19 protein-coding genes are annotated in these 18,836 nt (G+C 37.6%); 15 read left to right on the top strand and 4 right to left on the bottom strand.

Features of this window, described 5'->3' with window-relative positions:
• Window positions 1-34: 34 nt before the first annotated feature.
• Window positions 35-376, top strand: a complete 342-nt coding sequence (erpA, locus tag H4J57_RS05795) for an iron-sulfur cluster insertion protein ErpA (RefSeq protein ID WP_070375537.1) — start codon at window positions 35-37, stop codon at window positions 374-376.
• Between the two features lie 43 nt (window positions 377-419).
• Here the strand turns inward: erpA and H4J57_RS05800 are convergent, their stop codons facing one another.
• Window positions 420-1,085, bottom strand: coding sequence for a hypothetical protein (locus H4J57_RS05800; RefSeq protein WP_182242223.1), 666 nt, complete (start codon window positions 1,083-1,085; stop codon window positions 420-422).
• 207 nt (window positions 1,086-1,292) lie between these two features.
• Here H4J57_RS05800 and H4J57_RS05805 point away from each other — a divergent pair, with 207 nt between their 5' ends.
• Together H4J57_RS05805 and H4J57_RS05810 are read left to right on the top strand one after the other, a co-directional pair.
• Window positions 1,293-2,702: a M20/M25/M40 family metallo-hydrolase gene (locus tag H4J57_RS05805; RefSeq protein ID WP_220465214.1), complete on the top strand. Its 1,410-nt coding sequence runs from the start codon at window positions 1,293-1,295 to the stop codon at window positions 2,700-2,702.
• A gap of 643 nt (window positions 2,703-3,345) precedes the next feature.
• Window positions 3,346-4,968: a methyl-accepting chemotaxis protein gene (locus H4J57_RS05810; RefSeq protein WP_182242224.1), complete on the top strand. Its 1,623-nt coding sequence runs from the start codon at window positions 3,346-3,348 to the stop codon at window positions 4,966-4,968.
• Window positions 4,969-4,973: 5 nt separating this feature from the next.
• On the opposite strand, the gene H4J57_RS05815 is transcribed toward H4J57_RS05810, so the two are convergent.
• The gene (locus tag H4J57_RS05815) at window positions 4,974-6,164 is read right to left on the bottom strand and encodes an HD-GYP domain-containing protein (protein WP_182242225.1); all 1,191 of its coding nucleotides are present in this window, start codon (window positions 6,162-6,164) and stop codon (window positions 4,974-4,976) included.
• 14 nt (window positions 6,165-6,178) lie between these two features.
• Window positions 6,179-7,201: a DUF484 family protein gene (locus H4J57_RS05820; protein WP_182242226.1), complete on the bottom strand. Its 1,023-nt coding sequence runs from the start codon at window positions 7,199-7,201 to the stop codon at window positions 6,179-6,181.
• A 284-nt stretch (window positions 7,202-7,485) separates the two neighbouring features.
• Here H4J57_RS05820 and H4J57_RS05825 point away from each other — a divergent pair, with 284 nt between their 5' ends.
• From H4J57_RS05825 to rplI, 7 genes are all read left to right on the top strand, one after another.
• Window positions 7,486-8,103 carry a tetratricopeptide repeat protein gene (locus H4J57_RS05825; RefSeq protein WP_182221279.1) on the top strand — a complete coding sequence of 206 codons (618 nt, stop codon included), beginning with the start codon at window positions 7,486-7,488 and terminating at the stop codon, window positions 8,101-8,103.
• A gap of 293 nt (window positions 8,104-8,396) precedes the next feature.
• Window positions 8,397-10,784 carry a ribonuclease R gene (gene rnr / locus H4J57_RS05830; protein ID WP_404842397.1) on the top strand — a complete coding sequence of 796 codons (2,388 nt, stop codon included), beginning with the start codon at window positions 8,397-8,399 and terminating at the stop codon, window positions 10,782-10,784.
• Between the two features lie 93 nt (window positions 10,785-10,877).
• Window positions 10,878-11,630: a 23S rRNA (guanosine(2251)-2'-O)-methyltransferase RlmB gene (gene rlmB / locus H4J57_RS05835; protein ID WP_070375544.1), complete on the top strand. Its 753-nt coding sequence runs from the start codon at window positions 10,878-10,880 to the stop codon at window positions 11,628-11,630.
• 243 nt (window positions 11,631-11,873) lie between these two features.
• Window positions 11,874-12,293, top strand: coding sequence for a 30S ribosomal protein S6 (gene rpsF, locus H4J57_RS05840; protein ID WP_070375545.1), 420 nt, complete (start codon window positions 11,874-11,876; stop codon window positions 12,291-12,293).
• A 37-nt stretch (window positions 12,294-12,330) separates the two neighbouring features.
• Entirely contained in the window at window positions 12,331-12,621 is a 291-nt protein-coding gene (gene priB, locus H4J57_RS05845; protein ID WP_083277989.1) for a primosomal replication protein N, read from the top strand.
• Between the two features lie 58 nt (window positions 12,622-12,679).
• Window positions 12,680-12,907 carry a 30S ribosomal protein S18 gene (rpsR, locus tag H4J57_RS05850; RefSeq protein ID WP_070375547.1) on the top strand — a complete coding sequence of 76 codons (228 nt, stop codon included), beginning with the start codon at window positions 12,680-12,682 and terminating at the stop codon, window positions 12,905-12,907.
• A 20-nt stretch (window positions 12,908-12,927) separates the two neighbouring features.
• Window positions 12,928-13,380 (top strand): 50S ribosomal protein L9, encoded by a 453-nt coding sequence (gene rplI, locus H4J57_RS05855; RefSeq protein WP_182175428.1) that lies wholly within the window; start codon window positions 12,928-12,930, stop codon window positions 13,378-13,380.
• Between the two features lie 140 nt (window positions 13,381-13,520).
• Here rplI and H4J57_RS05860 read toward each other — a convergent pair whose 3' ends face one another.
• On the bottom strand, window positions 13,521-14,450 hold the full coding sequence (locus H4J57_RS05860) for a 1-aminocyclopropane-1-carboxylate deaminase/D-cysteine desulfhydrase (protein ID WP_182242227.1): 930 nt from the start codon (window positions 14,448-14,450) through the stop codon (window positions 13,521-13,523).
• A 115-nt stretch (window positions 14,451-14,565) separates the two neighbouring features.
• On the opposite strand from H4J57_RS05860, the gene H4J57_RS05865 reads away from it, so the two are divergent.
• From H4J57_RS05865 to mshL, 5 genes are read left to right on the top strand one after another with little or no spacing between them, the layout of a single operon-like run.
• On the top strand, window positions 14,566-15,471 hold the full coding sequence (locus H4J57_RS05865; protein WP_182215563.1) for an MSHA biogenesis protein MshI: 906 nt from the start codon (window positions 14,566-14,568) through the stop codon (window positions 15,469-15,471).
• Window positions 15,471-16,076, top strand: a complete 606-nt coding sequence (locus H4J57_RS05870) for a PilN domain-containing protein (RefSeq protein WP_182221277.1) — start codon at window positions 15,471-15,473, stop codon at window positions 16,074-16,076. Before H4J57_RS05865 ends, H4J57_RS05870 begins: the two co-directional genes overlap by 1 nt.
• Window positions 16,069-16,767: a hypothetical protein gene (locus H4J57_RS05875; protein WP_182242228.1), complete on the top strand. Its 699-nt coding sequence runs from the start codon at window positions 16,069-16,071 to the stop codon at window positions 16,765-16,767. The genes H4J57_RS05870 and H4J57_RS05875 overlap by 8 nt, the downstream gene beginning before the upstream one ends.
• A complete protein-coding gene (locus tag H4J57_RS05880) occupies window positions 16,760-17,101 on the top strand; it encodes a hypothetical protein (protein WP_182242229.1) in 342 nt (113 codons plus the stop codon). Before H4J57_RS05875 ends, H4J57_RS05880 begins: the two co-directional genes overlap by 8 nt.
• 14 nt (window positions 17,102-17,115) lie before the next feature.
• Window positions 17,116-18,825, top strand: a complete 1,710-nt coding sequence (gene mshL, locus H4J57_RS05885; RefSeq protein WP_182230504.1) for a pilus (MSHA type) biogenesis protein MshL — start codon at window positions 17,116-17,118, stop codon at window positions 18,823-18,825.
• Window positions 18,826-18,836 lie beyond the last annotated feature (11 nt).

Consider the following 18,836-nt stretch of genomic DNA (forward strand, 5'->3'; position numbering starts at 1 on the left):
GACACTCCCGTAACATCTTTGTAAGTAGAGCAATATGTCAACTCCCGAATTACCAATAAAATTTTCCGATGCCGCCGCAAATAAAGTATTATCTTTGATCACAGAAGAAGAGAATCCGGAATTGAAATTACGTGTTTATGTAACAGGTGGTGGTTGCTCAGGGTTTTCATATGGATTTACTTTTGATGAAAAAGTGAATGACGGTGACATGACTATTGTGAAAAAAGGCGTCACTATGGTTATTGATCCTATGAGTTTACAATATTTAGTTGACGGCGAAGTTGACTATATAGAAGGTTTAGAAGGTAGTAGATTTTTAGTACATAACCCAAACGCTTCATCAACCTGTGGTTGTGGATCTTCTTTCTCAATCTAATTCTCTTTAGTTACATTGCGATTAATAAAAAGCCAGCGAAATATCACTGGCTTTTTTGTGCTTTTTTTTCAGCTACGGCCATTCTTTTATTTAAAAAGTTTTTTAAATTAGGCATGCTATTACACCTGATACTGCCGCCAAGCAAGGTTGACATCGCTTTTAGCGCACTATTCAATTTACTGCTATTACAATCTACCTCTTTAATTTTTGCTTTCGCTGGGGCTAACTGATCATACGTTGTGATGGATTGGCCAACGGTACTCTTCTTGGTTAGGTATTTAGTTAAGCTGTCGTTTGCGGCGTTTTCACGGGCTTGGTTATCTAAACGTTGCTTAAGCTTCTCCAGTGACGTTTGACTCATTTTTTTACTTGATGTTTTACTCTCCAACACGTTTTTATCAATTGGCTGTTTAGATAACTTTGCAGGCTGTATCTTCCTATTATTGGTTTTTTCTAACCATTCATTACTTCTTTTTTTTTCATCTGTTGGCATGGTTTCTTTAATTGCTAGCGGTTCCTTGCTGGAAGTAAGAATCGCTTTTTTCCTTAACCGTAAAGGAAAATATAGGCGAGCTTGAATAATAGGGTTAACCGAATCGTTATTTTTTACTGCGCTAAGTGGAACTGTTGATAACCCTTGTGTAAAAATGATCAGTACAGCTATATGCAAGATAATCGAGAAGGTTAGTCCTTTGCTTAATTTATTCAAATGTAATCCTCCTTGTTTACTTTATATTTAGCGCTGTAGTATTGAGCTATAAATCTTTTAAAAGTTCAGTATTCGCTTAATTAGGGCTCAATGGTTTTAATAAAGATAGTTTGCCACTTTTTTAAGGCGAACCTATTTGCATGTCGGCGCAAGATTCTTGATACTGAATTAATTCTACAATCAATAATATCTATAAAAGGGAATATAATGCTTAAAGTGCCTTTTCAATCTGTAATAAAAACGCTTGTTTTCAGTAGTACTTTGTTAGCTTTATCAAGTTCAGCGGCAACACTGACTGAATCAGAAACTAAGCAACTGACACAATTAAAAAATACCGCTCTGCAATCTAATTTGTCCTATCAAGTCTTAGAATCTTTAACCACGGAAGTGGGGCATCGATTAATGGGTTCAGAAGGTGATAGAAAAGCTGTCATTTGGGCGCAAGCTAAAATGAACGCTTTAGGCTTTGATAAAGTGTGGACAGAAGAAGTCACGGGTACTTTTTGGCAACGTGGTGAAGCACAAGCGAAAATAATCTCGCCTTATCCTCATAAGGTCGTCGCCATTGCTCTTGGTGGCAGTATTGCTACCAGTGAAGAAGGGTTGATTGGAGATGTTGCACATTTTGAAACCTTAGCTGACTTAATCGCGGCACCAGATAACAGTTTAGATGGAAAAATTGCATTTGTTTCTTATCAAATGGAAGAGCATATCGACGGTAACGGCTATGGTCCAGCCGTAGGTACGCGTGTGGGTGGGGCAGTTGTAGCCGCTAAAAAAGGGGCATCAGCATTAATTATGCGTTCTGTAGGTACAGACAATAACCGTATAGCTCATACCGGCATTATGCGTTATGAGGCTGGCGTGAAAAAAATTCCTGCGGCTGCGCTTTCAAATCCTGACGCAGACTTACTTGTTAATCAATTAAAGCGTAATAAACCGGTTAGCTTTTATCTAAAATTAACCAGCCATACTGATGCTAAAATAACAGCTGTTTCTGCCAATGTCATTGGTGAAATAACCGGTAGCGAATTTCCTGATGAAATTGTCTCAATTGGAGCCCACCTTGACAGCTGGGATGTCGGTACGGGTGCATTAGATGATGGTATGGGTGTTGCTATGATGCTTGCCTCTGCTCACCATATTGCTCAATTACCTATACGTCCAAAGCGCACTATACGCGTCATTCTTTTTGCAGCTGAAGAAGTGGGTTTATTAGGTGCAAAAAAATATATGGAGGTCCATGAAAAAAATATGGATAATCATATCATTGGCGCTGAATGGGACTTTGGTGTTGGTCAAATTTATAAAATGACTTCGGGTGTTGGTAAAGAGTCATTAACGGCAATTAACGACCTTGCTAAGCATCTTGCGCCATTAGGCGTTGAATTATCAAACGATAATAATGCACAAGCACAATCAGATATGAGTGTGATGAGCGCTGCGGGTATGCCAAGCATGAATTTTGCACCTGATGGTACCAAGTACTTTGATTATCACCACACAGAGAACGATACCTTGGACAAGGTGAACCCTGAAGACTTAAAGCAAGCAACAGCGGTTTACACCCTATTTGCTTATTTTTCAGCCCAGTCAGGAATTAACTTTAGAAAATAATATGAGGAGTCGTGAAAAGTTAAGGCTGATTTTTCGCGACTCATTATTCATCACTTCGTAAATATAATCCCTTATTCTTTTTATTTAGCTCACGACACTTGCTCTTCTATTCGTACAAGTATAAGAAACATTTATTGTTTTCTTGATTTTATTAGAACTATAAACTTAACTTTTAATAAATATACTTACTCATAGTCAACAGAAGAAGTTCTCTAAAGTGCTCCACGAGAGTAAATGAATAGTACCTTCACTGTGCCTTATTTTCAGTTTTATTAAAAAAGGTGAATTAATCTTTGGTGTTTACTAGCGTTAATGCTGGTAAAGTAATAGGTGGCTACAGCCATTTATCATGAGATTACTAAAAACGTATCCAGCTAATCACCTTATGATTTATAATAAGTTGAACTTAGCCTAGCGATTGAATAACAACAGACTTTCTTGTGGAGTGTATGCTTGATAAGCACTTCTAGCAGATTTAGAGCATTGTGTAGAACGGAGTCTAGTCATTGAGTTTCATTTAAGCTCAACTTAAGAAAATGCTAATGTAAAAGTAGTTAAAAATTATTGAAGGCCCGTAGGGCTTATTATTTGAGTATTTTAACAATGTACGGTGCATCGTACGCCATTTACGATTAGGATAAATATGAAGCTTTTTAAAGAATTACCTATATTTCATAAAATATTAGCAATACTAGCGATTGCAATTTTGAGCTTTGTTATTAATTTACTTATTAACATTACTGCCATCTCTAAAAACCAAATTTTATTACAAAAAATTCAAAATACTACGATTCATTTGGTTAACTTAACCAGTGAAAATGTCAGTACTTGGCAACGTGTAGATGAGCTCTACAACCAGAGTGTCTCTTTTGGTGATGAAGAGTTAGTTGATCAAGCTAGTCAGTTCGTTACGGTGTTAACCGGTAATTTAACGCGTATTGATTCACTTGAACCCTCATTTTCCGATACTTCTACTCTGGTCTCATTAAGCAACGAGTATAATGACATCGCGCGAAATATTTCAGTAGGATTTATCAAGGAAGAAATCGATTTTCAATTGGCCTCAACAAAGACCAGTATTGATAATAAAGCAGATATTTACCAAAAGGTTACTGACCGCTTAGCCCAGGAAAAAGAAAAGGCGGCTAAAGTATTTAATACCTTGCTTGAAGAAACAGTGGCTAACTCTAGTGACTCAAGAGATTTAAGTATTTTAGTGGGTATTTTACTTTTGGTTATGATGTCACTATTGAGTATCGTCATCGCACGTTCAATTAGTCATTCAGTATTAAATATTGATGCTTCTTTAAAAGAACTGGCAGAAGGTGATGGTGATTTAACCAACCAGATTGAAGTCATGAGTCAGGATGAGTTAGGCAGTGTTGTTAAGAACTTTAATGCTTTTACTCAGTTACTAAGAGGTATTGTTTCAGATGTCATTGATGTTGTGCCACCCCTTACCAAAAGTGCTGAACAATTGGCTGAAAAGGTACGTGATGTTGATGCTAATGTACAAAGCCAAGCAGAAGTGGCTGAAATAACAAAACAATCTATGGTTGAAATGCAATTTAGTGTTACTGATATTGCTAAGTCTGCCGCAGAAGCCGCAAATGCTGCAGGTTCTGGAGAAGCAGAAGTTAATCGAGGCATGGAGAATGTTCAGCGTTCTTTACTTATCTCAGGTGAATTAGTCCACGAAATTGGTAATGCAGCGGATGTGGTTGATAGGCTCGCTAAAGACTCGCAGAACATGAATAAAATTCTTGATGTTATTAATGGAATCGCCGAACAGACAAATTTATTAGCGTTAAATGCTGCCATTGAAGCGGCTCGAGCGGGCGAGCAAGGCCGAGGCTTTGCTGTAGTTGCCGATGAAGTTAGAAGTTTAGCTTCGAGAACAGCGTTATCTACTACTGAGATTCGTGGTTTACTAGATAAGCTCATTTCAGCGGCTGACCAATCGGTAAGTACCATGGGATTAGCGCGAGAAAAAGCAAATACCAATGAGGAAATATCACTTGCCGTTGATAAATCTTTAACAAATATAAAAGAACAAATTGGTCATATTAGTTCAATGAACAGCCAAATTGCTACGGCAACAGAAGAGCAATCTTGCGTTGCTGAGACCGTTGTTAATAATATAGAGCAGATGTATAACAGTTTTGGAACGACTCAAACGGCGATCGAAGAGATTGGTAATGTGGCTCATTTAGTTGATAAAAATGCCATTCAATTACAGAAGGCAACATCGAAGTTTAAGGTTTAAGACCTTTACCCTTCCATTAAAAGAAATTCGATGATTTTGTTCATATCTAGATCAAAATCATCGGCCCTTACCCCTCGAACAATAAAGTCTTCATTGTCGGATAAATTTATATCTTCAGCCATTACGTAACGGCCATCTAGAGAATTATAGAATGAACGCACATTAGGATTGATTGGATCGCCATCATTTCTGCTTTCGACAATAGCCAGTTTATTGGAACTCAACTCGACTAATGAACCAACAGGATAAATACCCATACACTTGATAAATAAGTCGACTAAACGCTGATCTAAATGCTCTTTTTGCGCCAAACTTCGTAAAATACTAAATGCTTTTATATGGCTATAACCTTCTTTATAACAACGGTTGGCGGTTAGGGCATCAAAAATGTCACAAATGGCAATCATCCGACCATATTTCGTAATTTTTTCTTTAGGGATGTTATAAGGGTAGCCAGTGCCGTCGAGCTTCTCATGGTGGAGTGCAGCAACTTCAAGACTCAATTCGGAAATACCCGGCGTCGACTCTATTATTTTTATCGAATGGTTTACGTGGCTTTTCATAATGGTAAATTCAGCTTCTGTTAACTTACCCGGTTTATTTAAAATGCTATCTGGGATATTAATTTTACCGACATCATGTAAAAAAGCACCAACTGAAAGTAACTGAATTATTTTTTTGTCTATTTTTAAAAAGCGCGCAAAAATCGTCATTAATACAGAAACTGATACTGAATGCTCGAGTAAGTACTCATCTTTTTTCCTGATATTGATCACACAGGCTAAGGCATCCGCATTTTTAAATACGGTATCAATGGTTTTATTCGTTATTTCAATAACGGGTGTTAGGTTTATATTTCGTCCTTGTTGAGCATCTGAAAATACTTGCCGTTGAATCTCTTTCGATTGATTAAAGAGTTTTTTCGCTTTGCTTATCTCTAAGATAATGGGGGATTTATTACTTGCTGGTAAGGGCGTCTCTTTTATACGACCAACAATATTATTATCGGCATCGAAGGTGAGTGTTTTGCTGGTATCAATTAATAAACTTTCGACGCCCCTGCTACGCAAATTAGCTATAACCTTGATATTTTTTATATGGCCAGGGGTTGTTAAGCTGTATGCGCCTCGTTGTTTGGCGATATCAACCACATAATGCCCTTTTAATAATCCTGAAATTTCAATTTCAACAATCATAAATAATATACTCGTTAAACTAGCAGCTGTTTTCTATTATTCTTTAGTTGATATAAATGGGTATCCGCCTCTTTTAGCAGTTCGTCCATCGAACATTTACCATCACTTGCTGCTACCCCACAGGTTATTGTAACGGGTAAAACTGCTTGTTGATAAGGAATAGGGTTTTTAATAAAAAACTCGCTTAAACGTTTTGCTGCTAGTTCTGCTTCTTGGTATTTTTGGCTTGCCAATACCACAACAAATTCATCGCCTGCGAAACGAAAACAGCGGTCATTTTCTCTTATTAATCCTTGTAAATTTGTCGCTATATAAGCCAGTACTCTATCACCACAATCATGACCGTATCGGTCATTAACTTGTTTGAAATCATCACAATCAACAAATAATAGTGAAAAGGGAACGCCATACCTTTGCTGTCGTACTAACTCCTCAGCAATAAAAATTTCCATTAAACGACGGTTGGCAACACCGGTTAAGCGATCATAATGTGCCATGTATTCAAGTTGCTCTCGAATGAGCACATTGGATAAGCACAAACTTACTTTAGTAGCGAGTTGCTCTAAATGAAAGGTGCCGAGTATATTACTAAAGCGACTTTTATCTCTATCAGAAAACAATAGGCTACCAAAAAGTTGCCCTTCTAGTATTAAGGGAATAAGCGCAATAGATTGTGCTTCTATAAGTAATTCAGGAGGTATAACAGCAGGTAAATTATCTAAATCATTCGTTAGGAAAGGTTTACTGTCATGATGAAAAGCTTTTAGCTGCTCTAAAGATATTTTGTTACTATGTCGTTGTTGCCAATTCGATTGCAATCGTTCATTGAATAAATAGCTGATCGGTGTTGGTTCAACCAAAAGTAAAGTAATCTCAGTGATATCAAATTTTTGTTGTATGGAGTTCAACAAACGTTGGATAAGTTCTTCACAAGATTTACTTTCAAGTACTTCTTTTTCTATTTCAAATAGCTTTAGTGCAATGTTTTCATTAGCTTTTGAGTTGGCGATTAGTTGCTCAATTTCTAATTCTGACATAATCATTTCTTGTTTTATGAAACCGTTTTAATTGTGTTCTTTTCAGAGCTATTGTGCAAGGGCTTAGTCAGGTCCCCTTTGTTAATCGCTATATTTACTAAAACATCACTTTTAAACGCTAAGGTAGTTGAGATAATGGTATTAATATTGCTTAATCTTTAATCGTTGATAAGAGAGGATGTTGGCAACAAAAAAATGTCAGTCTTTATTACTTAACCTTTTTTATGTTCAGCCGATAATAAGTTAATGCTTATATATTTTTTTGAATTTTTGGATTGTCATTTATGCGATTTTTATTAGTAATTTTAGCGTTGTTATTTTTTATAAGTAATACCTGCTATGGTCAAAAACTTGAAGCAGTGCAAATTTATACAGATAACCAGCTTTTGGGTTTGATTAAAGAGAATAAACATTTGGGGCAAGTTGTGCTCGACGAATGTCAGCTTGTACAAGACATTGAAGCACGAGCCACTAAATCAGAATACCCTTCGTACCAATTTCTTTGGGGGGATATGCTAGCGTATGGTGTCTGTGTTAAAAAAGATGTGCCGCTTGGACTTCACTTTATGAAAAATGCTGCAGACCAAGCTTTGCCTGAGGCACTTGAACAACTGGGGCGTTACTACCATACCGGTAAATTTATGCAGGTTGATGTAGAAAAAGCAATGTTTTATCTCAAAGAAGCCGCGGCAGTAAATAATTTAAAAGCACAGATCCGTTTAGCGGATATTTATGCACAAGGCTATGGTAGTCCATTAGACTACCCAGAGTTATATACACAACTTCATCACTCAGTTACCGATGATAAAAAAATTCATCAGCAAATTGCAAAAATATTATCAGCGTTGGCAGATAAAATGCCGGAGCATGTTGTTAATTCAGCCAAAGAAGGTAAATTTTAAGCTGTTTTTCATGTGATGACATTTTTTATCGCATTACTCTCTTAATAGCTTTAGCTAGTAAATCCCATAATTAACATGGGACTAAACGATTTATATTGCGTTATTAAATTTTAAAAAAGCATCATCATTCGATAAAATTAATGTCTATCAACAGCGTTTTTAATTACCACTTAAAACCAACGCTTTGAATGGTAACGGGTATAGGTATATAATTGCTGTATTAACACATTAATCGAGTTTATCCCCTGAAAGATCCTCATCAAAAACGCGAAGCACAAAAATACGACAATCCAGTGGCGAGTCGAGAATTACTATTATCAGTAATAGAAAACTCTGCTGTGCCACTTAATTTTAAAGCGATATGCAAAGCTTTGAATTATCATGATGAAACGCATCATGTTGGCGTAAAACGACGTTTGCGTGCTATGGAAAATGCAGGTCAGCTTGTTTTTAATAAACTTAAGCAATATGTCATTCCTGCCAAAAATAGTTTGATCACGGGTAAAGTTACCGGTCATCGTGATGGTTTTGGCTTTTTTATACCTGACATTGCTAAAGGTGAGAAGCCAGGCAAAGATTTTTATATTTCATCTCATGAAATGCAACGGGTATTCCATGGTGATATTGTTAGCGCTATTTTAGTGGATCGTACCGATCGTAAAGGCCGACAAGAAATTAAAATAATTGAAGTCATTGAACCGCGTAAAGCCGGTATTGTTGGCCGTTTCTATGTTGAACATGGTATCGCTTATATTGTTCCAGACGATGCGCGTATTAAACAAGATATTTTGATTGAACCCGAAAGTAAGCTTGGTGCACGCCACGGACAAATGGTGGTGGTCAATGTTCTGCATCGCCCATCAAAACGCAATAATGCCGTAGGTGAAGTGATTGAAGTCTTAGGTGACCATTTAGCACCAGGCATGGAAATTGACATTGCTCTACGTGAGCATGATTTACCGCACGAATGGTCTTCTAGCGTTATTGAAGAAGTTGCAACAATAGCAGACGAAGTCGAAGACGAAGCAAAAATTTCACGAGTTGATTTACGTGACTTACCGCTAGTTACTATAGATGGCGAAGACGCCAGAGATTTTGATGATGCTGTTTACTGTCAGCCTGAAGAATCCGGTGGCTGGCGTTTATGGGTGGCTATAGCCGACGTAAGTTACTACGTACGTAATGGTACAGCGCTTGATGATGAAGCTATATCTCGTGGTAATTCGGTGTATTTCCCGAGCCAAGTTATTCCTATGTTACCGGAAAAACTATCTAACGGTTTATGTTCATTAAACCCTGATGTTGACCGTTTATGTATGGTTTGTGAAATGACTATCAGTGCGTCAGGTGAGTTGTCGGGTAGTAAGTTCTACTCTGCGGTTATGCGCTCACATGCTCGTTTTACTTATAGTAAAGTAGCAGCAATTCTATCGGGTGAAGACGCAACCGAAAAGGCAGCGTTGCGCGAACAATATCAGCCATTAGTCGGCGATTTAGAAAATTTATATCAAATGTATTTAGCATTAAAGACCTCGCGAACTAATCGTGGTGCCATTGCCTTTGAAACCTCCGAGTCTCTATTTTTGTTTAATAGTGATCGTAAAATAGAATCGATTGTGCCGCTTATTCGTAACGATGCGCATAAAATCATTGAAGAATGTATGGTTTTAGCGAATGTGGCAACGGCAAAATTTGTAGAAAAACACCAAATGCCGGGCTTATTCCGTGTTCATGACAAACCGAGTGAAGATAAGTATAAAAACTTTGTCAGTTATTTAACTGAACTCGGCATATCCTTGCCAACACGAGAGCAACCTGAACCTGCTGATTACGCTAATATTTTAAACCATGTTCAAGGTCGTCCAGACCAAGAGTTGATCCAAACCATGTTGCTGCGCTCTATGCGCCAAGCAGTTTATCAAAGTGAAAATTTAGGACATTTTGGTTTAGCACTCGAGTCTTATAGTCATTTTACTTCGCCAATTCGTCGTTATCCAGATTTGGTTATTCATCGAGTGATTAAAGCGATTCTGGCAAAGCAAGCACAAAGCGCTAACGAAAGTAATGAAGCGAATGCCGGATTTTACCAATACTCACCTGAAGAAGTTATTGAACTAGGAGAGCATTGTTCAATGACCGAACGTCGTGCTGATGATGCGACTCGTGATGTTGCTGATTGGTTGAAATGCGAATTTATGCAAGATCACGTTGGTGATACTTTCACCGGTGTTATTTCAACCGTTACTAATTTTGGTCTATTTGTACGCTTAACCGATTTACATATCGAAGGCTTAATTCATATAACCTCTTTAGGGCATGACTATTATCACTTTGATGATGTTCGCATGTGTTTGAGCGGTGAACGTTCGGGCACTAAATATCGTATTGGTGATGTTTTAGAAGTTAATGTTGCCGCAGTAAACTTGGATGAGAAAAAAATAGATCTCGTTTTGTCGGGTGAACAAGCCCCGAAAAGTAGTGGTAAACCTGATGGTAAATCGAAAGCTAAAAGTACAGGGCTGAGAAAAAACGCCGATCAGGGCTTTAATAGGCCCAAGGGAACTAGCGACAAAGGAGCGCCTAAAAAGCCAAAAGACAAGAAAACAGAAAAATCAAAAGCTAAAAAGCGTACCGCACGAAAAAAACGTCCAGGTAAAAATGCTCGTAAAACGGCTGAGTAATATCGGTTAAAAAGTCGTAACGATTAACGTTCGACCGATACGTAATGAAGCTCGATATAGAGTAATTAAAGAAGAAGTTGAAAAGAGAATAACATGGCAAAACAAGACGAATTAGTATTTGGCATTCATGCTGTTAATGAATTAATTAAACGTGCTCCAGAACGCTTTATTGAGCTTTTTTTATTAAAAGGTCGTGAAGATGAACGGTTAATGACGATCATTAATTTGTCAAAAAAGTATGACATATCCACCCAGCTTGTTAGCCGTAAGGTCCTTGATGAAAAAAGTGATGGCGAACAGCATCAAGGCGTCTTAGCACGTATTACCCAAGGAAAAACTTACACCGAAAATGATCTCGTTGATATTCTAGCCCAAGCCAAACAAAAAGATGAAACACCCTTTTTATTAATTCTTGATGGTGTCACCGATCCTCATAATCTTGGTGCGTGTCTTAGAAATGCAGATGCGGCCGGTGTACAGGCTATTATTGTTCCAAAAGATAATGCGGCCCGCTTAACAGCAACAGTGCGTAAGGTTGCTGTTGGTGCAGCTGAAACCGTGCCATTGGTACAAGTGACAAATTTAGTACGTACGATGAAACAGTTGCAAGACAATGGTGTTTGGATTATTGGTACAGCAGGAGAAACGGATCATTGTTTGTACGATGAGAAATTAGCTGGCCCAATGGCATTAGTGATGGGCGCAGAAGGCAAAGGTATGCGTCGATTAACCCGTGAAAACTGTGATCAATTAGTTAAATTACCTATGGCTGGCAGTGTTTCAAGTTTAAATGTTTCTGTTGCTACCGGCATTTGTTTGTTTGAAATAGTACGCCAACGCCGTTAATGCTTACCTACATTTATGGTAGTTAAGTTGTGCCACAGCTTTAAACCTCAATAAAATCATCAAAGAAGTCATTTTCTTGGTGATTTTTTTGTTTATTGCCCTGTATCATTATATTTATCTTGCCTTCGCTGCTTATATTTACTACACTTCGCGACCTTAATTCAGCCCGAACTTTTTGTTCCTTGCCTCTTTCTGGTGTTTGGCTGAGCCAGCTAATGAGGCTACAACCGTAAGGAGCTCGTAATGCGTCATTACGAAATCGTATTTATGGTTCACCCTGATCAGAGTGAACAAGTACCTGGCATGATCCAGCGCTATACAGACTTGATCAATGCTGCTGAAGGCAAAGTCCACCGTCTTGAAGACTGGGGCCGTCGCCAATTAGCATACCCAATCAATAAATTGCACAAAGCACACTATGTTTTATTAAACATTGAAGCGCCACAAGCAGTTATTGATGAGCTTGAAACAGCTTTCCGTTACAATGATGTTGTTATTCGTAACATGATCATGCGTACTAAAGACGCAGTAACAGAAGCGTCAGCAATGGCTGCTGCTAAAGAAGAACGTCGCGACGATCGCCGCGAAGTTAAGAAAGATGCTCCAGCTGTTACAGAAGCACCAGTTGCTACTGAAACTACAGAAGAAGCTGCGAGCGAATAAGTAACTCGTGACAAACTCTCTTTATGAGAATTGCCTTGTGTTGGTAGGTGAAGTGGTAAAACCACCGAAAAAATCAACAAGCCCTGCAGGTATTCAGCATTGTCAGTTTTCAATGGACCATAAGTCCATACAAAATGAAGCTGGCATGAACCGACAAGCATTTGTCCGGATACAGGTTGTCGCAACAGGTGAGCTGTCACAAAACTTAACTCGTGATTTAATTGCGGGCAGTAAGCTCAAAGTGACTGGTTTTATAAACCGTCATGAATCAAGAAATGGTAACCCACTTCTTGTCTTACATGCTCAACATATTGAAATGATTAATTAAGGTGGTTTTTTTGGTTGGTTAATCTACCCAATAAAGACACCATATTTAGGAGAAATCCATGTCTCGTTTTTTTAGACGTCGTAAGTTCTGCCGCTTCACAGCGGAAGGTGCTACCTCTATCGATTATAAAGATATTGCTACACTGAAAAACTATATCACTGAAAGTGGTAAAATCGTTCCTAGCCGTATTACTGGTACTGCCGCTAAATATCAACGTCAACTTGGTCGTGCGATCAAGCGTGCTCGTTACTTAGCTTTATTACCATATACTGATTTACATAAGTAACCTAAAAAGGGGTTTTGAAAATGGAAGTAATACTTCTTGATAAAATCGCCAAATTAGGCGGCCTTGGTGACAAGGTATCAGTTAAATCTGGTTATGCACGTAACTTCTTATTACCGCAAGGTAAAGCAGTTTTTGCATCTGAAGCTAACGTTGAACATTTTGAAGCACGTCGTGCTGAAATTGAAACAGCATTAGCAGCAACTTTAAAAGCTGCTGAAGCTAAAGCTGCTAAAATCGTTGAATTGGCTGAAATCACTATCGCATCATCTGCGGGTGAAGAAGGCAAATTATTCGGTTCTATCGGTACTAAAGATATTGCTGATGCAATTACTGAAGCAGGCGTTGAAGTAGCGAAAGCTCAAGTACGTATGCCTTTAGGTACAATCCGTGAAACGGGTGAATTCGAAATCGCAATTCACTTACACAACGATGTTGATACTAACATTAAAGTTGTTGTTATCGCTGAAGCTTAATTTAGTTCGCTAAATTACGTTGATAAAATACCGTTATTTCTTTTTAAGAATAGCGGTATTTTTTTGCCTATTGTTTCCGATAGTATAAATATTTATGCCTGAAAATTATCACTGTAAAATAATTCCCCTCTAAAATATCATCAAAAAGTAGGCATACTCCAGTCGTTAGCGTTAAGTAAACCTCGTTCAATTAAACCGCCAATACCTTGTAAACCACCAGTATGTAATAAGACGAGGCGATGTCCTTTAGGAAAGTACTGCTGATCTATTAGGTCTAATAACGCTAAAATCATTTTTCCTGAGTATACAGGTTCAAAAATGAAACCTGTTTGTTGGCTAAAGCTTAATATTTTTTCCGCATCTTCTTTACTAAATTTAGCATAACCGCCACGGTGAAATTCTGGCATTATTTGCCAATTATTGAAATGTAGATTATCACCGAGCAGGCTATTTACTTGTTCTGTTAAGTAACCATCTTGCTTTAATACGCCAATCCCTAAAAGATTATGCTGATTATTATCTGCTTTTATAAGTCCGGCTAATGTACCACCACTACCCACAGGCGTTACTAAAGTATCAAATTCACATTGTTGATTTAATTCAGTTATGACTTCGCCAACGCCAGCTAATGCTAAGGTGTTACTGCCGCCTTCAGGCACAATTAAATAGCCAGGGTATGTGAGTTGTAATTGATCTAAGTACTCCTTGTTTTCACGAAGTCGATAGGATTTTCTGTCAACAAAGTGCAGTTCCATGCCCCATTGTTGCGCCATCGAGAGGGTGAAATTACTCGCATATTCTTTTTCACCACGAATAATGCCGATACTTTTTAACCCCTGCTGATGGCAAGCAAAGGCGAGGGCGTGAATATGATTAGAAAAACTACCACCAAAACTTATCACACCAATATAGTTATGTGCTTGGGCGTGGCGTAAGTTAAATTTTAATTTACGCCATTTGTTGCCAGATATTATCGGATGAATAATGTCGTCTCGTTTGATCGAAACAGAGAGTTGATGCTTCTCAAATAAAGGATGGATGATTTTCTGTAAAGGAGATTCTGTTTTCATAAAAGGTAATGTTATTCTTTACTTAAATATAACTACTCGATAAAAAACTTGCGCCTTCAATGGAATAGGGGATAATGATTTATAGACATCTGACTATAAATAATAATATTGATAAATGTCACTTATTAAAAAAATAAATAATTTTTTCTCCAAAGTTGAGTCCAAAGACTTGTTAGGTGTAAGTTTACATCAGCATTCTTTTGCCTTTTTTTCCTGTCCAGAGCAGGGAGAATCTCAGTTTCAACAAATTAACTCGCCATTGGCAGAGCATCCTCAACAGATTAAAATTCAAAAAGAAAAATATCAGTTGCAAGGGCAATGTCATCTAGTGCTGGCTTCATCACAAACCCAAATATTGCAAGTCGACAAACCCAATATTCCCGATAATGAATTAAACGCCGCTTTAAAATGGCAGATTAAAGATCTCGTTAACCATTCTCCAGAAGATATGGTACTCGATTATTTTGACGGTCCAACACTTTCTGGTGGCAATGACAAAATAAACGTTGTTTGTGCTTCTAAAAAGGAATTATTAGCCTTAATTGGTCCACTTAATCAAGATGGGCTAATATTGAAGACGATTACTACCGAAGAATTCGCCTTTGCCAGTTTATTGCCAGTGAAAGATGATGCCTGTTTAATGGTATGTCAGCAACCTAACGAAGAAATAATTTTATTGATCGTTAAGCAAGGCAAAGTATTCTTCTCTCGTCGTTTACGTGGTTTTGCTCATATTGCAACCAAAACAGAAGAAGAGTTATCGTTTGGCATTGTTGATAATTTAAACCTTGAAATTCAACGCTCAACTGACTATTTTGAACGTCAATTAAAACAAGCACCTATACGCAGTATTGAAGTTATTGTGCCGATGGCTAATGAGGCGTTACTTGCACGTAAATTGGCTGAAAACACCAATGTTGCTGTGAACTTATTCACCATGCCTGAAGGTTTTAACCATGCACGAGAGTTTGCGGTAAGCTTAGGAGCAACAAAATTGAATAATATGGAGCCAATAAAATAATGGCAAAAAATTCAATTAATTTACTACAACAAGACTTATTGCCTAAACAAGTGCTGGTGACTTTACCCCGCGTTGTTATGCTTTGGTGTTTAACTCTCGTCTTTATGTTGTCTTGGACTTTTTTCAACCTTTATCAAGTAACTGAATTGACGGCTAAGTACGTAGCGCTTTCTCAAATAAAAACTAATCAAGATAACCAACTTGCTCAACTAGAAAATAAGCTCAAAGCGAACAGGGCAGACGTGACAGTGCTTGAAGAACTAGCAATGTTGAAAATTGTTTTGAAAAATAAAAGTGTGCTACTGAATGAATTAACTGACCGCACTCATACTTCGGTGGCAGGTTTTGCCTCATCGATGACAGAACTGTCTTTAATGCATCATAAAGACATTAGTTTGCAGCATGTTAATATTACTTATCAAGATTTAACGTTTTCTGGTGTGGCGCGAACGCCAGAAGCGGTACCCGCATGGTTAGCTAAATTTGAAACATCAAAGTTTTTATCAGGTAAATCATTTATTAATTTTTCTCTTAACGAAAATGAGCAAAAGCTTACCGAATTTTTAGTTAGTTCTAAATCAAAGACCGGAGGCGCCGATGAATAAACAATGGCAAGCGTATAGTGAAAAATATTTAACGATTACTCCTCGTGAACAATATATGGTGTTATTAACTGGGTTAGTTGCCATTATATTTATTATTCATAACTTCTTTATTGATGATAACGCGCTAAAGATTGTTAAGCTTGATAAGCAAATTATACAAGTGAACAACGACAATCGAACAGCTAAAGCTTCTATATTAATTTTTGAAGAAGGCTTGTCAAAAGATCCTAACGAATCATTAAATAAGCAAATCTCACAATATAAAGATAAATTAAATAAGGTTGATGTAAATTTATTAAAACTTACCTCAGACTTAATAGACCCTGTTCAAATGCGTTACGCGTTAATGCAGTTATTAAAAACCCAGAAAGGTGTTTCTTTACAATCATTTCAAGTTATTGCTGCACAGCCGATGAACATCGCTAGTACAGCGACTGCGGTTACCGATGATGGCACTAAAACGGCTGTCGTTAACTCTGACCAGCCAGAATTGATACTTTATCGTCATGCGATAAAAATTAAACTCAGCGGTAGTTACTTTCAATTACGTGACTACTTAACACAGCTGGAAGCATTATCTTGGAAGTTTTTTTGGCAAGAGTTTACTTACCAGCTAAAAGAATACCCAGTGAGTGAGTTAGAAATAGAAATGTACAGCTTAAGTACTAAACGGGAGTTTATAGGTGTTTAAAACCTTAACTTTCAACAGTATTTTTTTTATAATTTTGCTGACTTCTATTGTGGTTAACGCTCAAGATGTTGACCCAACTAAACCGCTTTCAGGTACTGATTTTTTATCAATGAGCAAAGCTCAAACGACACCGAAAGCAGAATTAATATTAGAAAGTATTATTCATGGTGTAGAAGTACACACAGCTGTTATTAATGGCCAAGTGTTAAAAATAGGTGATTTTATTCGCCAGTATGAATTAGTAGCTGTGAACAATACCAGCGTGGTCTTACGTTCAGCAGAGAAACGCTTAAAGCTCAGTGTTTTTTCTAGTGTCGTGGTTAAATCAAAATGAAAAGATATGATCAAATGAAAAACACTCAAAGAAAATTTTATTGTTTCACCTTACTGTTAACTTTGTTTGGTTGTCAAACGGCGCCAGATAAACCAACTGAAATGATTAATGCACTAGACAAAGCGATTGAAGAATCGAGTAAGCCTGCGCCTAAAGCATTGCAACAAGTGCCAAATGCTATTCAGCAAGAATTAATGCAACGTAATGTTAGCCAAGCTCGAGAGGGTTTATTGGCAGAAAAACGCTTAGAAATTGCCGCTAGCGATGTTAGCGCACAAGAGTTTTTCGCAGCCTTAGTCGACGAGTCAGCGTACAGCGTTGTTGTACATCCCGACGTAAGCGGTACGATTACCTTGAACTTGAAAAGCAGTACGCTTAATGAAGTGCTTGATGTTGTTGAAGAGGTTTATGGCTATGAAATTAGACGTAGTGGCAAAATAGTACAAGTTTACCCAGCCGGTATTCGCACTGAAACTATTCCACTAAATTATTTGTTTGTTAAACGCTCAGGCATGTCGAGTACTAGTATTAATTCTGGTGGCGTGTCAGAAAATGACCAAGGTAGTGGTAATAACTCAAATAACAGTTCAAACGGTAATTCAAACAATTCTGGTAATTCAGGTGGTGGAAACAACCAAAATAGTCAGCAAGGAAGTAGCGGTATTAATATTTATACTGAGACCACATCTGACTTCTGGGCTGAATTAAAAGAAACGCTAACGGTATTGGTAGGTTCTGAAGAAGGCCGTTCAGTTTTTGTTTCTCCGCAAGCAGGCTTAGTGACTGTTCGCGCTTTTCCAGATGAAATAAAAGTCATTAAGAGTTTTATTAACGATACAGAAACTCATTTACGTCGCCAAGTCATTATTGAAGCTAAGATTATGGAAGTTACGCTCAACGATGATTATCAGCAAGGTGTTAAATGGGATCAAATTTTAGGCAGTATTGGTAGCACTAACTTAGCTTTTTCAACGTCTGGCTCCATCGCTGGCAATGTTATTTCAAATACTATTGGTGGCACAAGTAACCTTACCATTAACAATAACGATTTTTCAGGCGTTATAGATTTACTCTCTACCCAAGGAAATGTTCAAGTATTGTCAAGCCCAAGAATTACCGCTACCAATAATCAAAAAGCGGTAATTAAAGTCGGTGGTGATGAATATTATGTTACTGAGGTTTCAAGTACGACGACTACCGGTACGTCAACTACTACTACACCTGAAATTAACCTAACCCCTTTTTTCTCAGGGATTGCTTTGGATGTTACCCCTCAAATAGATGGTAATGGTGAGGTTATTCTTCATGTTCATCCTTCAGTTACTTCAACTGATGAGCAGACTAAAGTTATTAAACTTGGCAGTGAAGAAATAATTTTACCACTTGCACAAAGTAGCGTACGTGAGTCCGATACTATTATTCGTGCTAAATCAGGTGAAATAGTGGTGATTGGTGGGTTAATAGAAACACGTAAAGTGATGTTAGATTCAAAAACACCTTTTTTGGGCGATATTCCATTTATGGGAGAGTTATTTAAAAGTAAAAGTGAAACTACCCAGAAAAAAGAACTGGTGATCATGTTAAAGCCGATTGTTATTGGCCAGGATACTTGGAAAAATCAATTACAAGATGCTCGCTCATTATTGAAACAATGGTTTCCTGAGGAAAATGATTTTTCTCAAAGTGAAAAAGGTAGGTCTGATGATTCTAGCGACAATGAATAATAGCTAAAATC

Origin of the sequence: Colwellia sp. BRX8-7, assembly GCF_014077275.1 — a bacterium.
Taxonomy (GTDB): Bacteria; Pseudomonadota; Gammaproteobacteria; order Enterobacterales; family Alteromonadaceae; genus Colwellia_A.

Excerpts from the sequence above, each read along its gene's own strand:
- erpA (WP_070375537.1), top strand. The coding sequence starts at position 35 with ATGTCAACTCCCGAATTACCAATAAAATTTTCCGATGCCGCCGCAAAT.
- H4J57_RS05805 (WP_220465214.1), top strand. The coding sequence starts at position 1,293 with ATGCTTAAAGTGCCTTTTCAATCTGTAATAAAAACGCTTGTTTTCAGT.
- H4J57_RS05810 (WP_182242224.1), top strand. The coding sequence starts at position 3,346 with ATGAAGCTTTTTAAAGAATTACCTATATTTCATAAAATATTAGCAATA.
- H4J57_RS05815 (WP_182242225.1), bottom strand. The coding sequence starts at position 6,164 with ATGATTGTTGAAATTGAAATTTCAGGATTATTAAAAGGGCATTATGTG.
- H4J57_RS05820 (WP_182242226.1), bottom strand. The coding sequence starts at position 7,201 with ATGTCAGAATTAGAAATTGAGCAACTAATCGCCAACTCAAAAGCTAAT.
- H4J57_RS05825 (WP_182221279.1), top strand. The coding sequence starts at position 7,486 with ATGCGATTTTTATTAGTAATTTTAGCGTTGTTATTTTTTATAAGTAAT.
- rlmB (WP_070375544.1), top strand. The coding sequence starts at position 10,878 with ATGGCAAAACAAGACGAATTAGTATTTGGCATTCATGCTGTTAATGAA.
- rpsF (WP_070375545.1), top strand. The coding sequence starts at position 11,874 with ATGCGTCATTACGAAATCGTATTTATGGTTCACCCTGATCAGAGTGAA.
- rpsR (WP_070375547.1), top strand. The coding sequence starts at position 12,680 with ATGTCTCGTTTTTTTAGACGTCGTAAGTTCTGCCGCTTCACAGCGGAA.
- rplI (WP_182175428.1), top strand. The coding sequence starts at position 12,928 with ATGGAAGTAATACTTCTTGATAAAATCGCCAAATTAGGCGGCCTTGGT.
- H4J57_RS05860 (WP_182242227.1), bottom strand. The coding sequence starts at position 14,450 with ATGAAAACAGAATCTCCTTTACAGAAAATCATCCATCCTTTATTTGAG.
- H4J57_RS05865 (WP_182215563.1), top strand. The coding sequence starts at position 14,566 with ATGTCACTTATTAAAAAAATAAATAATTTTTTCTCCAAAGTTGAGTCC.
- H4J57_RS05870 (WP_182221277.1), top strand. The coding sequence starts at position 15,471 with ATGGCAAAAAATTCAATTAATTTACTACAACAAGACTTATTGCCTAAA.
- H4J57_RS05875 (WP_182242228.1), top strand. The coding sequence starts at position 16,069 with ATGAATAAACAATGGCAAGCGTATAGTGAAAAATATTTAACGATTACT.
- mshL (WP_182230504.1), top strand. The coding sequence starts at position 17,116 with ATGAAAAACACTCAAAGAAAATTTTATTGTTTCACCTTACTGTTAACT.